Origin of the sequence: Solimicrobium silvestre (assembly GCF_002976435.1) — a bacterium.
GTDB lineage: Bacteria > Pseudomonadota > Gammaproteobacteria > Burkholderiales > Burkholderiaceae_D > Solimicrobium > Solimicrobium silvestre.
On sequence record NZ_PUGF01000016.1, the window covers coordinates 13,352 to 25,549 of the forward strand.

Consider the following 12,198-nt stretch of genomic DNA (forward strand, 5'->3'; position numbering starts at 1 on the left):
CTAACCGAACGTGAATGAGAATGCCTGAGCATCCTTGTCTAGAAACTCGATAGAAAAAGTGTGTTCGCCAACCAGTTTTGACTGACGTATTAACTGATACAGGCGCTGTTCGTGGATCGTACCGTTACCGTCCGCATCAATATCGGTGCCATGATTCATCGCAGGCGCAGCTCTGTCCAGTAGCACACGGAAACGTACTTGCTTGCCATTCTTGCCGGGGCCTACCACCAGATGCAAATCGCGCGCTAAAAATCGAAATGCTATTTTCCCCGACGCCTGATTGAGTACTGCTTGTTCTTGTCCTACGGTCCAGTTTCCTGACAAACCCCATTGATTCAGCTTTAGCTCAGATGGCAATGTGTACGATTGAGGGCTATCCTGTTTGATGCCGTCGGGAGAGATAAAGTTTTTTGCGCGTGAATAACCGATATAAGTTTCTGGCGATTGAATATGTTGTTCGTCAGAGGCAGCCTGAACACCAGTGGCCTGACTGTCAGTTGCCGGAGTTGACGCCGTCAGCGGTGGTAAATCGGTATAGCCAGCCTCGGTCAGTAACTGACGTATGGTCTGTTCCGATTCGGTGTAATTCCCTTCGCCAAAATGATGGCCGCGAATTTGTCCTTGCGCATCAACGAAATAGTGGGCTGGCCAATATTGATTATCAAATCCCTGCCAGATGGCGTAGTTGTTGTCGAGCGCAACCGGGTACTGAACGCCCAGATCCCTTACCGCGTGCTGCACATTATCTGCATCTTTTTCAAAGGCAAATTCGGGAGCGTGTACGCCGATTACCACCAAGCCATGATCCTTATATTTGTCGTACCAGGATTTCACATAAGGTAACGAGCGCAAGCAATTGATGCAGGAATAAGTCCAGAAATCCACCAATACCACTTTGCCGTGTAACGCTTCTGGCGTAAGTGGCGCCGAATTCAACCAGGAGGTCGCGCCATTCAGTTGAGGTAAGTTGCCTTCGATCGGTAGTTTTGGTGATTTTGCCTGATTCGACATCATCATTGAATTGTTGGCAGCCATTGCCCCCGTCATCGCTCCGCCCATGGCCATGCTGGTGTCCGCTTCCGGCGCTGGCGTATTTTGATGAATGCTATTGACTAGTGATTGCTCCAGACTGTTGGTGCTGGCAGTGGATAAGCTGGTGAGTATGCTGTTATCCCAGCCGAACAGGATGGCGGTCACGGCACCTAATACGGCAATCCCCAAACCGCGACGTATCCATTCACCGGCGCCCAGGCTTTTTTTGAGTGCAAAAAACACGCGTCCGCCAACAAGAATTGCCAACGCCAGCGAAGTGGCTGCACCTGCAGCGTAGGCGAAAAGTAATAAAGTGGTCTGTGTGTTGGGGCCTGAGATAGCGGCACCAGTCAACACCAGTCCTAAAATTGGTCCGGCACAAGGCGCCCACAACAGACCCGTTGCAACGCCCAGCACCAGCGAGCGTACTAGCCCGCCTGATGAGGCGGATGGTGTCGATGGTTGTAGCAAACGGTTACCGGCGGCGACAAACGGCTGTGATACCCAATCTGCCAATCGTTTGGATAACAAGGTCAGCGCAAATAGCGTAAGTAATATCAGGGAGAAAATGCGGCCATATTGATTAATATGCACAGCCCATGCGCCACCGACTGCCGCTAACGTAGCAATGGCAGTGAAGCTGATTGCCATTCCGACTAGCATCGGCAGCCCACTTTTTAAGAATGGCTGTTCAGCACGAGAGAAAACAAACGGTAACACCGGCAAAATACACGGGCTAAGGATGGTTAATACACCACCTAAAAACACCAGCAGCACTAAAATCATATCGGCACCTAAAATTGGAAAAATTGTAGATTCACACTTGGGAAGCATTTCTTAACCATAGGTCGGATTAGCGATCAAAACCTTACAAGGCTGTAGAAGTATTTAAAACTTCACACGTGAAATGGGCTTACGGTGTTTGGAATAAAGTGTTTTGTTTTTGTTAATGCAGTGCAGGCTGGAGGGGCGCAGGAAAAAGAGATGGGCGCCATCATTGATGAAATGCTGGATTGTGTAACAGATAACGCCATTAGGACGCTGGCTAAAGCTTTGCCGCTGAGGGCAATGTAGTGGAAGAGAGCCGTAAATGGCTCTCTAGGAAGTCAATCTGGACCAATTCTAAAACGTGGATGATGTTATTTAAATGTCGCGCCCGACTTTAATGGCCGCTTCATCAACTAACATCATCCAGCTAATGCATCCCTTCGTTAATCGAGCTGCTTGCGCAGTATCCGATTTTCCCGAGCCGGTGAGCGTTTTAAGATCGGCTCATTTTGCTTCAGTTGTTTCAGTATTGTGGCTGATGGAGCGGGGCAGGTGCCGGTGTTTCGATACTGCAATGCGGCAGCAAGTCTTGCTTCGGTCGGGTCACCCAACTGTTTGCTGAAGTCGTCGCCGATCGGGCAACCGGGTAAGTTGTTGGCGGTGCTGCCGGTGCCGCCGGGAATGAAGCCGTCTGCATAGGCACCGAATCCGAGGTTATTCACGCCTTCAAACTGGATCGCGAAATAGGTGGTGCTGCAATTGTCTTGCGGGAAAAAGCCGTAAGGTTTGCCGCAGGTGGTCGCGCCGATTTGGATAACTTTTACGCCGACGCCAAGCAATCCATTCATGATCGCCTCGCTCGCCGAGCAGGTACCGGCTCCAGTTATTACATACACGGTGGATAACCCCAATTGCGGCAATGCTTGTCCTGCAGGGATCGAGGTCGAGAAACCTTGCGACACACTGAAAAACGGGACAGTTGTTTGTGCTGTAGTGAAGTTGAATGGATTTTTGTTGTTGTAGGTATCTTGCTCAAAGACGGTTCCTGATGTGGCGGCCGGGCTGGCAATCATAAAGGCCATTTCGCTGGCGAGGTCCAGAAAGCCGCCGCCGTTGTAGCGAATATCCAGTACCAGATCGCTAATGCCTGCGCCGTTGTTTGCTGCCTTGAGCTGATTAACCGCTGCAATCAGTTCGCTCTCGGCAGTGGCAATTTGATCGTTGTAAAGAATGTAGCCAACTGAAGTATTTGGGGCTGGCAAGGTGCCGACGTTCTGTACTGGCGTCAAAGTGATATTGGCCGCCGTCATGGTAATGGTGCGCGGCGTGCTGCTGCCCTGATCTAGAATCTGGAAGGTATAGGAAGTACCCGCTACCGGAGAAAACAGACCTTCGTTCAGCGTCGCAAGATCAGTGCCGTTGGCGACATCCACCCCGTTGACCGTCAAGATTTGCGCGCCCCGTTGCACGTTGTTTTGGGTCGCCGTAGTTCCTGGTGATGTGTATGCCACCAAAGCCTGTCTTGGCGGACTAGCAGAAAGAAGCGCAACTTCAAAACCGAACCCTGCCTGATTACCTGCAGCGGATAAAGCCTGCCAAGCAGCTGTCGTGTAAGTAAAGTGAAATTGATCCTTGGGTTTGCCGGAAGCCGTGAATAGCGGCGTGCGCTGGCTGTTGAAATAAGCGTCAACTACATCGTAGTTACTGGCCAGGGTTTCAGTTGATTGGCCGTTGGTGGTCGGGTTGACGTAAGGCACGGTTGCATTGAGCACATAAGGGCTTGAGCTCACTACTGGCACTTCGTTATACCAGAGGTAGGTTTCATTGACGTACGACGCAATCCAGGCCATTTCCGTGGTTAATGATCCCTGAACATCATTATATGGCTGACCGGTGACGGGATTGATGGTGCCAGCCGGACGCGGTACTGCACATTGTTCGGCAAGACTTGTCGATGGGGGGAAGCCTGTACTGCCCGAAGTCCCTGAACTCGTATTGCTGGAGCTGCCACCACCGCCGCCACCGCAGGCGGACAAAGTCGCAGCCAGCAGCATTGGAATAATTATTTTTTTCAATTTTTTTCCTATCATGTTTCGAGTAGCGGCTTTTTGTTAAGTCAGAAATTAAGCCAAACATCAGATTGGCCGAGCGTTCACAAATCGGGCACTTCTTGTGCATCGTAAAGTCGCCAAGAATACTCGGTTTGTGAACTCCCTACCGCGGTTGATTGCGTAAGGTTTTTTTTAAGGCGTTACCGCTACTGGTTTTGATGCGGCGTTTTTAACATCGGCGTTTTTCACATATTTATCGAACCAACGAATCATCTCGTAAATAAGCTGCTCATTCGATTCCATCGCTGTATACCAATGCGGTTCATGCGGCAACATCACTAAGCGAGTTGTACCGCCGTTACCGCGAATCGCTTCGTAGAGTTTGCTCGCTTGCAAAGGTGTTGTGCCCGGATTGGCATCGTCCGCACCGTGCACAATCAGCAGCGGTGTTTTGAGTTTATCGGCATAGAAAAACGGCGACACTTTACGATAAACATCGCTGGCTTCCCAAACCGATCTTTGTTCACTCTGGAAACCGAACGGCGTGAGCGTCTTGTTGTAAGAACCGCTGGTAGCAACACCGGCTCGGAACAAATCCGAATGTGTCACCAGGTTGGCAGTCATTAACGCGCCATGACTGTGTCCGGTAACGCCGATTCTGTCCGGGTCGGCAACACCTAAGCGCACCGCTTCATTGACTGCCGCTTTGGCATCCGCAACGAGTTGCTCCATATATGTGTCATAGGCCTTTTTAGGATCGCCGACGATAGGAAATGCCGCGTTGTCGATGATCGCGTAACCCGCCAACAGCAACAGTTTGTATTGACGTAAGCGCGTGAAAGTTGCTTGCGAGCCGGTTACTTGCCCAGCCTTGGATGCATCGGCATAGTCAAGTGGATAGGCGTACAAAATGGTAGGAACGCGCGTTCCGTCTTTGTAACCAGGTGGTGTGTACAAGGTAAAAGACAGATCAAGTCCATCGGCGCGTTTGTATTTAACCAGGCGTTTTTTAATCTCTCTCACTTCAGGTGTTGGGTCTGGAATGTGAGTAATCGCAACGCTGGTAGATGCATACGCAGCTTCACCTTTTGGCGCAGTGATTGCTTTTCCCAGAGTTCGGGCAAACGCGTTCGGCGTATCCGTTATCGATTGACTCCAGGTTAAAAAAGTCTGCGTGTCTGATCCATTAAAGGACAAAAACCGTTCATAAGAAGTTTTGTCGCTGCGGAACAGGCGTTCTACTTTATGCGTTTTAAAATTGAATCGATCCAGGAATGGGCGATCTCCGTCTGGCGAAGCACCAGCGCCGGATAAGTAGATTGCATCACCATCTTGACGCATTACCCACGCACCGTTTGCCAGTTGGCGAGTTACCGGCATGCCAGGGTTTTCATATTTTTCATCGGTAGACATATCCCAGAACAGGCGCGGCTTGGCCGGTTTTTCATCCACGTTGATTGTAAAACTGCGTCTCCAGTGACGGTTGTTATCGTACTCCGTCAAAATTGCCAGGCTAGGCTGTTCGCTCCAGATGAATCCGACATAACGCTGTTCGGTGCGCGTGATTTCAACTGCCGGTGATGTAAACGGCGCTTTCAGCATCAGCACTTTATCGCGTGCCGGAACCTTGACGTTCCAGTCACCGCCGTCTAATGCTTCAGCCCAAATCAGTGAGGCAGGATCGGTAGCACGCCAGGAAAATGCGCGTGGACCAACTGGCACGCCGTGAATCGGCACGCGATCGGCGAGTGGATTTGATGCGATATGTTGCTTGCTTATTTGCTCGCTAGTAAGTGCTGACCAGACTTCAATTGTTTTTGGAAAGCGCTCATAAGTTGTTACGTAAGAATAAGGCTTTCTGATCGTGGAAACCAACAAGTGCTGTCCATCCGGTGCCAAATCGACTGTTTCATAATTACCCGGTTTACCGATTGGTGTAATGACTGAACTGCTGACATCAACCAAGGCAAGTTGTGAAGTGGCGTAGTAATCGAATAGGTCTTCATCATGCTTGTTGCCAAGCGTATCGCGGTTTTCGTACGTGCTGCTTTGTCCTTTTGAACCGTCAGTTTCCTGAATGCTCGGACCGCTAGGAATGAGTGGTTCAGGAGGTGGCGGCGGCATACCATCTGGGACGAGTTTGACCAAGAGTGTTTTTTGATCAGCCATCCATTGCAGTTCGTCGTTGAGCATGGGGTTGAGGCGTACGCCCGGAACGCGATGTACTGCACCAGTCATTCCATCACCAACCCAGAGCTCGACCGCCTCGGCTGCAATATTGATAAAGGCGAAGTGCTTCCCATCCGCCGCCCAAATCGGCACACCAGGGCATGCGCCTTCAGGAAGTGCTACAGGCGTTTGCTTGCCGTCTGCAATGCGCACCAGTTCGAAGCTACTGGCACAAGGAGTAATTCCATAACCGCCGGGAGTGTCGTGTTTGCTGTGATTTTTTGATTCGACACGCACACCGGCAAGGCGTAAGAAAGGAGTTGCCACGCGTGAAATGGATGGGTAATCCTGCATAGAAACCAGCAACATCATGTCTTGCGTCGGGCTGACACTGGCTGTCGGTGGTGAGGGCGCGTGCATCACATCTAAAATATTTTTTGGCGGCTGATTGTAGCCAGATAGTGCTGCTGACGCTGTTGCTGCATTTGGTTGAGCATCCATTGACGTAGCGATTGAACTCGCTGGGGCAAGCAAGAGCATGGATAAGCTCATTAGTACTGCACGGCTTTTGGGTAGTCGTTTAACTGACCAGACTGATTGCATAAAACCTCCTTTTTAATTTAGTACATTACTCCCACACACATTAATCTGCTCACGATATTCTTTGCTTGTGAGCAAGCTTGAATTGTGTATCCTGCCATAAACTAACTGGCAATGCTATCTCGAATTCGACATGGGTTTGATAGTCCGTTTTAGGTGGCTAGCGGCTGTTACATCTGTCGCCACTTATGAAGATTTTGACAAACCAGCACCAGCAGAGGGATACTTCGGCTCTTGTTTGGATGCATCTCAAAGGAAAAGTAACGTGGAATTATTAAAACTCGATTGCCTGGGGCAACCGCTAATATTGACTGGCTCAATGGCGGGTTGGCAGCAATTATTTTTGGGCAGTACCCTGGTTTCGCAACTGGCTGCTACGGCGGACACCGAAAACCGCCGCGTTCATGAATTTGAATTACAGACCGAATTGAAGCTGAACACCAACCCGGAACAGCCGGATTTAAGCAGATTGCGTTGCCGCTTGGAAAGCTCGTTGATCTGGCAACCATTTAATCTGGATTACCAGTTTTTCATCAACGATGAATTAGTCGCTCAAGGCCAGCGCAACACCAAAGATATTGAGCAACAAGTGCCAACCCAGACTGCCCAAGCCAGCAAGCCATTTAGTTTTATTGGTCTCGGTGCGTTATTGATGAAGTTATTAAAAAGCGCCAAGGTCGTTAAGGTGATCTTGGCTGGCGTTAGTCTGGCGGCTTATTCGTGGTTGTTTTCGTTTCAGTTTGCGGTGGCATTAATCACTTGCCTAGTGTTTCATGAGTACGGCCATATTCGTGCCATGCGCTATTTTGGAATGAAGACCAAAGGCATTTATCTAATCCCGTTTTTGGGTGGAGCAGCAGTCACTGAAGATAAAATCAATACGCGTTGGCAAAACGTAGCGATTTCTATGATGGGGCCGTGTTTTGGGCTGCTAATGTCGCTGGCCTGCATGGTGGCTTTTTGGTTTAGCGACAATATGTTCTTTGCCGGTTTGGCGGTATTTAATGCCATGTTTAATTTGTTCAACTTGCTGCCGGTGCTGCCGCTGGACGGTGGGCATATATTAAAGAGCATCAGCTTTTCCATGAATAACACTTTTGGTATTGTGCTGTGCATTCTCGGCGCGCTCATCGGTGTGGTGCTGTGTTACACCTTTCACCTGACTTTGCTTGGCTTCTTTCTATTGATAGGTTGCCTTGATATTTTTATGGAATGGCGTACCCGCCACAACAGCCATTTGCTGCCGTTAGATCGTTACGGACAGATATTTTCAGCAGTGTGGTATTGCGCTTTGGTGGCCAGCTTAATTGGGATAATTGTTTATTTCGCCGGTCATGGTGATGAGATGCTGACTATGCCTATGCATATTTTGAAAAGCTAATTCAGGACAGGTCAGCTTAATCGAAAGAATTATTCAGGTGGAAAGTGTAATTGAGAAAAAGCACGACCAGCCTGTATCGCTCGGCGTTCTATTTCGGCACTTGATGTTATCCAGTCTTTTTGCTCAAGAAACAGTAAAAAGGCGCGGGTACTCACCTTACGACAATTATCCGGTAGCAAAAAACTGGCACGGGCAATTTTATGATCTTCAAACAAAAATACACCGTTTTTTAGCGGCTTCGCTAAAGCAAAGCCGTTCATTACTTCCTGAATTGCCAATTCGCCCAAATTAGCCGTTTTCACTAAAGAGTTAATTTTCTCTTTCTGATAATGCGCAAAAGTCTTAGTTGGCAAGACGGATAATTGCTTGTCAACAACCCATTGCGCCAGCTTTTCACTAGTCGGCGTAACATTGCGGGTCACTTCATGCAACACCATATCCACCAACTGTACTGACCAACCCGGTAGCAACAATACATCCAGCGCATCAGCGTACGCCAACGTAATTAAGGGGCCGGCGTCGGGTAATAAAATAATATTGGTTGAAGCAGTCATGGCCGGATCAGCTTAAGGAAGTAGTGTATGCAAATCATTGGCCATGCTTTGCGTTACCTCTTCCGGCAACCTCGGCATTGGCAAATGACTTTGCGCCATCAGCAAAAATAAGTCTTCTGCGCCAGTAATTCCCAACTGTGTCATCACCGCGACATCATCAATACGACCAAGAGAAAAATCCAACAAGGTTCTGAAATTTTGATTATTACCAGCTTCTGCCGCCTCAAACGTTTCGACCAGATAACGCAATTCGGCATTAAACAAAGCATTAATTGAGGTATCCGTCTTGGCAGCGATGATCTTTACACGTTTGAGTAAATCACGATCAACGGAACCGGTGAAATTGACTGTGGTTGCCATGATGAGTCTCCTTTTGATTTTTACACATAAATAAGTGTAGCACATGATTATGTGGTGCAATAAGGCTCTTCCTTGGTTAAATTTGATTGAGCCTCTTTTCACGTTTAAAGAACTGGCCTGGCGATAGTAGAGGTTTGAATATTTAGTGGCAATATCATTCTATTTTTCGTCAGGAACGATCGTACGTTTTCCTATCCACATACGCTGGAAAAGACCATTTTTCAACACGAAATGGTGATAGAGCGCTGCCACAACATGCCCGGTAATAAGAAGGGCCAATAACGTTGCAAGAATCGCATGGGCCTGGAACGTTGGGAGTACTGAGAAAGTGTCAGGCAGAGCGCCATTGGGCTGAAATGCGCCGCGAATCACGTAGCCGGTGGAAAACCCGGTGGCGATCATCAGGAACACGATCACATATAAACTTAAGTGCGTAATCGATGCAAGCCGATTGAGCCGAGGCGAACCACTTTCCGCCGGGGCCGGACGGGCACTTGTAGTGCGGATAATGACGCGCAGGATCATCAATACGAACACGAACATGCCGCCCGCCATGTGCAACTTCAGGATGTCGAGTTTCTTCGGATCGATGTTCGGCATTTCTTCAAGCACGAAGAAGCCAACGCACATAAGGCCAATGATCATCAGCGCAATCAGCCAATGCAGCGCGACGAGTACCGGCTGGTATCGCGAAGCGATGGCGCGGCTCATGACAGTCCCCCAACCACGCGATCGAGCGCGGCGAAGAATTTTTGCCACCCGTATTTTGCACCCTCGTAGGCCTGTTGCTGGTCTGGCCTGAAACCCGACTGTTCCATGCGCAGATGGGTCCCCGTACTAGTAGGAGTGAGAGTCCAAGTGACAACACTCTTGAGACCAAGGGCTTCCCATGCGTAGGACAGCGCTTTGTTTGGTTCGACCGCGAGAACGTGGCAGTGTACGACACCCCAGTCTGCGCGAAGATCGAAACGGTGGCCCACGATCGGCTGGAAGTCGTTCTTCATCAGCCATTCTTCAATGAGCGGGCCTTGTGTGAGAGCACGCCAGATTTTTTCGAGAGGATGCGGCATTTCCCTCTCAACAATCAACGTTTTGGTTTCATCGGTTTGCATCATTGATCCATCCTTTTTAATAAGTCTTCCAAACGGTCAAATTGGTTATCCCAGAAGGTCGAGTAAAAATTGATCCAGTTAATCAGTGGCGCCAGTGCCTTCGGCTCGGCGCTGTAATAGGTCTCACGACCTGCACGTCTGCCGCGAACCAAACCAGCTTGATTGAGCGCGGCAAGGTGTTTCGAAATCGCAGGTTGTGATACTCCAGATGGATCCGTTAAGGCATGAACAGTCATTTCGCCGTCTCTGCTCAAGCGCTCAAAAATGGCACGCCGGGTTGGATCAGACAAAATTTTCAGAACGGCTGTTGGTTCGGCGTGCATTGCTAATCCTCATCTAGGTAAACTTTGTTTCGATTTTCATGAAACTGCTGGTTGTAATGAAGCATAGCCAACTGGTTATGAATAATCAAGGAATATTTTCCGCACGTTTTGAACTCAATTTAATCGATTTTCGTTACTTTTTTGTTGGTGCGACAAGGAAGAATTTAACGCCTTTTTACGATTTCGCCGCGATGCATTTAGACCTGTGGAGCTCTAATTGTTGCGTCAACTGCTCATTCCAATTCGCGTAAAGTTTTAATGCTAAATACCTAGCTCGGCAGCGATGATCTTACAAGCTTGAGTAATTTACGAACAACGAAATCTTGAAATTGATTGTGGTTTTCATGATGATTCTCATTTTGATTTTTACACATAAAGAGAGAGTTGCCAGTTGAAATATATTTCATTTTATTAACATAATTGATAGAATGGAAATAGCGCAGTAGGTGAGCGATTTACTAGCTCAGTGCATTGTGAATGACAAAATTGGCACAGTGCGGACATGCGAGCGTCTTCTCAGTAACGGTCGCTCATTCAAAATTGATGGAGCACTCAAATGGGCGATAGTCTTCCACGCTTTGCAACATCTATTACTCCAGATTCATGCAAATATCGCTGCATTAATCATAACCAACTCAGAAAAATTATATGATCTCCAAAATTACTAACGCAGTTGCAATTTGCGGCATTCTCATGTTGTCCGCCTGCTCAACTCAGGGAACTTTCGTAATTCCAGAGGGAAGTAAACTCTACCTGGGAGGACGCCCTGAACCAGTTAAAGTTGAACCTGATGGGACAGTAGATACTTATGCATTTGGATGGGAATCCATGGGCGTACCACCGAACAAAGGCATTCAATATCGTTTGGAAGAAGATGGTAAAACAACGCAAGAGGGGCGTCTGCGTCCAGTTTTGCGGGTGAAGGCAATTTTCCTACCGCCCATTTTTGGAATTCTTGCGGTGCCAACTGGTCTAAACCCTAACATTACCTACAATCTTGTTACAGGTAAGCAAGAGTAAATGACGTATTAGGTTATAGAATAATCGCCTCCTAAATAGTATTCAGCTAGGTTCGTTGAATCCTTTTTAGAGGTGAAAGACCACATTCGCCGTACGAACTTGACGGTCAGATAGCATATACAATTTATTTAGATTATAAAAACACCCAATTAACAAAATCGGACCTGTCAGGGAAACAGTATGACTATCCAAACAAAAGTAACGCTCAATTCCTGGCTAATAATCGGCGTTTTTCTTTCCCTATTGACCAGTTCGCTGCAAGCCTTTGGTGATTCAACTATTCAGAAATGCAAAAGATCCGACGGCTCCATATTTTACCAACAAGATGTTTGTCCGCCCGGCACCAATAGCAGCACCTTTGCTGTAAATTCAGACCAATCGGACAGTCTGACACTGTACGCCAACAGCGGCCATCAATACAGCACCACGTTAACTATTAATGGTGTTACGGTGCCGGGTTTCATTGATACCGGCGCAACCTTTGTGGTTGTATCACTGGAAACTGCGATCAAGATGCATTTGGCGGGCGAAGGTTTTAGAGCGCAATATATGCAAACTGCAAATGGCGTAATCAGATCGGCGAATAAGACGATTCCGGTGATTAAGGTTGGAAAATTTGAACTGTATAACGTTGAAATTTCTATCGTTGCCAATGCGCCGACCCTGATCGGCATGAGTGCGCTGAGTCAGCTTAAATTTTCCAATGAAAATGGCAATATGACCTTAAGTAAGCGTTAAATTGGCAACTATATTTTTAACGTAAATATGTTGAGTTACATCTCACAGAAGTAAATTTTTTTAAAAACTAATGTGCGCAGCCATTTAATT

The 12,198-nt window shown here is 48.0% G+C and carries 11 protein-coding genes; 3 read left to right on the plus strand and 8 right to left on the minus strand.

The window, feature by feature from the left end:
• The 3 genes from S2091_RS15835 to S2091_RS15845 form a co-directional block, all read right to left on the minus strand.
• Nucleotides 1–1,818: a cytochrome c biogenesis protein DipZ gene (locus S2091_RS15835; protein WP_105533005.1), complete on the minus strand. Its 1,818-nt coding sequence runs from the start codon at nucleotides 1,816–1,818 to the stop codon at nucleotides 1–3.
• Nucleotides 1,819–2,243: 425 nt separating this feature from the next.
• Entirely contained in the window at nucleotides 2,244–3,875 is a 1,632-nt protein-coding gene (locus S2091_RS15840; RefSeq protein ID WP_165795004.1) for a S41 family peptidase, read from the minus strand.
• A 168-nt stretch (nucleotides 3,876–4,043) separates the two neighbouring features.
• Nucleotides 4,044–6,623 carry an alpha/beta hydrolase family protein gene (locus tag S2091_RS15845; RefSeq protein ID WP_243405455.1) on the minus strand — a complete coding sequence of 860 codons (2,580 nt, stop codon included), beginning with the start codon at nucleotides 6,621–6,623 and terminating at the stop codon, nucleotides 4,044–4,046.
• Nucleotides 6,624–6,753: 130 nt separating this feature from the next.
• On the opposite strand from S2091_RS15845, the gene S2091_RS15850 reads away from it, so the two are divergent.
• Nucleotides 6,754–8,001: a site-2 protease family protein gene (locus S2091_RS15850; RefSeq protein WP_207769724.1), complete on the plus strand. Its 1,248-nt coding sequence runs from the start codon at nucleotides 6,754–6,756 to the stop codon at nucleotides 7,999–8,001.
• Nucleotides 8,002–8,030: 29 nt separating this feature from the next.
• On the opposite strand, the gene S2091_RS15855 is transcribed toward S2091_RS15850, so the two are convergent.
• The 5 genes from S2091_RS15855 to S2091_RS15875 form a co-directional block, all read right to left on the minus strand.
• Nucleotides 8,031–8,555, minus strand: coding sequence for a hypothetical protein (locus tag S2091_RS15855; RefSeq protein WP_105532930.1), 525 nt, complete (start codon nucleotides 8,553–8,555; stop codon nucleotides 8,031–8,033).
• 12 nt (nucleotides 8,556–8,567) lie between these two features.
• Nucleotides 8,568–8,915, minus strand: a complete 348-nt coding sequence (locus tag S2091_RS15860) for a hypothetical protein (RefSeq protein ID WP_105532931.1) — start codon at nucleotides 8,913–8,915, stop codon at nucleotides 8,568–8,570.
• A 159-nt stretch (nucleotides 8,916–9,074) separates the two neighbouring features.
• On the minus strand, nucleotides 9,075–9,626 hold the full coding sequence (locus S2091_RS15865) for a cytochrome b (RefSeq protein WP_105532932.1): 552 nt from the start codon (nucleotides 9,624–9,626) through the stop codon (nucleotides 9,075–9,077).
• A complete protein-coding gene (locus tag S2091_RS15870) occupies nucleotides 9,623–10,030 on the minus strand; it encodes an SRPBCC family protein (protein ID WP_105532933.1) in 408 nt (135 codons plus the stop codon). The genes S2091_RS15865 and S2091_RS15870 overlap by 4 nt, the downstream gene beginning before the upstream one ends.
• Entirely contained in the window at nucleotides 10,027–10,350 is a 324-nt protein-coding gene (locus S2091_RS15875) for an ArsR/SmtB family transcription factor (RefSeq protein WP_105532934.1), read from the minus strand. Before S2091_RS15875 ends, S2091_RS15870 begins: the two co-directional genes overlap by 4 nt.
• Nucleotides 10,351–10,998: 648 nt before the next feature.
• On the opposite strand from S2091_RS15875, the gene S2091_RS15885 reads away from it, so the two are divergent.
• Both S2091_RS15885 and S2091_RS15890 read left to right on the plus strand, forming a co-directional pair.
• A complete protein-coding gene (locus S2091_RS15885) occupies nucleotides 10,999–11,370 on the plus strand; it encodes a hypothetical protein (protein ID WP_105532936.1) in 372 nt (123 codons plus the stop codon).
• A gap of 180 nt (nucleotides 11,371–11,550) precedes the next feature.
• Nucleotides 11,551–12,108: a retropepsin-like aspartic protease family protein gene (locus S2091_RS15890; RefSeq protein ID WP_105532937.1), complete on the plus strand. Its 558-nt coding sequence runs from the start codon at nucleotides 11,551–11,553 to the stop codon at nucleotides 12,106–12,108.
• Nucleotides 12,109–12,198: the final 90 nt, after the last annotated feature.

Excerpts from the sequence above, each read along its gene's own strand:
- S2091_RS15835 (WP_105533005.1), bottom strand. The coding sequence starts at position 1,818 with ATGATTTTAGTGCTGCTGGTGTTTTTAGGTGGTGTATTAACCATCCTT.
- S2091_RS15845 (WP_243405455.1), bottom strand. The coding sequence starts at position 6,623 with ATGCAATCAGTCTGGTCAGTTAAACGACTACCCAAAAGCCGTGCAGTA.
- S2091_RS15850 (WP_207769724.1), top strand. The coding sequence starts at position 6,754 with ATGGGTTTGATAGTCCGTTTTAGGTGGCTAGCGGCTGTTACATCTGTC.
- S2091_RS15855 (WP_105532930.1), bottom strand. The coding sequence starts at position 8,555 with ATGACTGCTTCAACCAATATTATTTTATTACCCGACGCCGGCCCCTTA.
- S2091_RS15860 (WP_105532931.1), bottom strand. The coding sequence starts at position 8,915 with ATGGCAACCACAGTCAATTTCACCGGTTCCGTTGATCGTGATTTACTC.
- S2091_RS15865 (WP_105532932.1), bottom strand. The coding sequence starts at position 9,626 with ATGAGCCGCGCCATCGCTTCGCGATACCAGCCGGTACTCGTCGCGCTG.
- S2091_RS15870 (WP_105532933.1), bottom strand. The coding sequence starts at position 10,030 with ATGATGCAAACCGATGAAACCAAAACGTTGATTGTTGAGAGGGAAATG.
- S2091_RS15875 (WP_105532934.1), bottom strand. The coding sequence starts at position 10,350 with ATGCACGCCGAACCAACAGCCGTTCTGAAAATTTTGTCTGATCCAACC.
- S2091_RS15885 (WP_105532936.1), top strand. The coding sequence starts at position 10,999 with ATGATCTCCAAAATTACTAACGCAGTTGCAATTTGCGGCATTCTCATG.
- S2091_RS15890 (WP_105532937.1), top strand. The coding sequence starts at position 11,551 with ATGACTATCCAAACAAAAGTAACGCTCAATTCCTGGCTAATAATCGGC.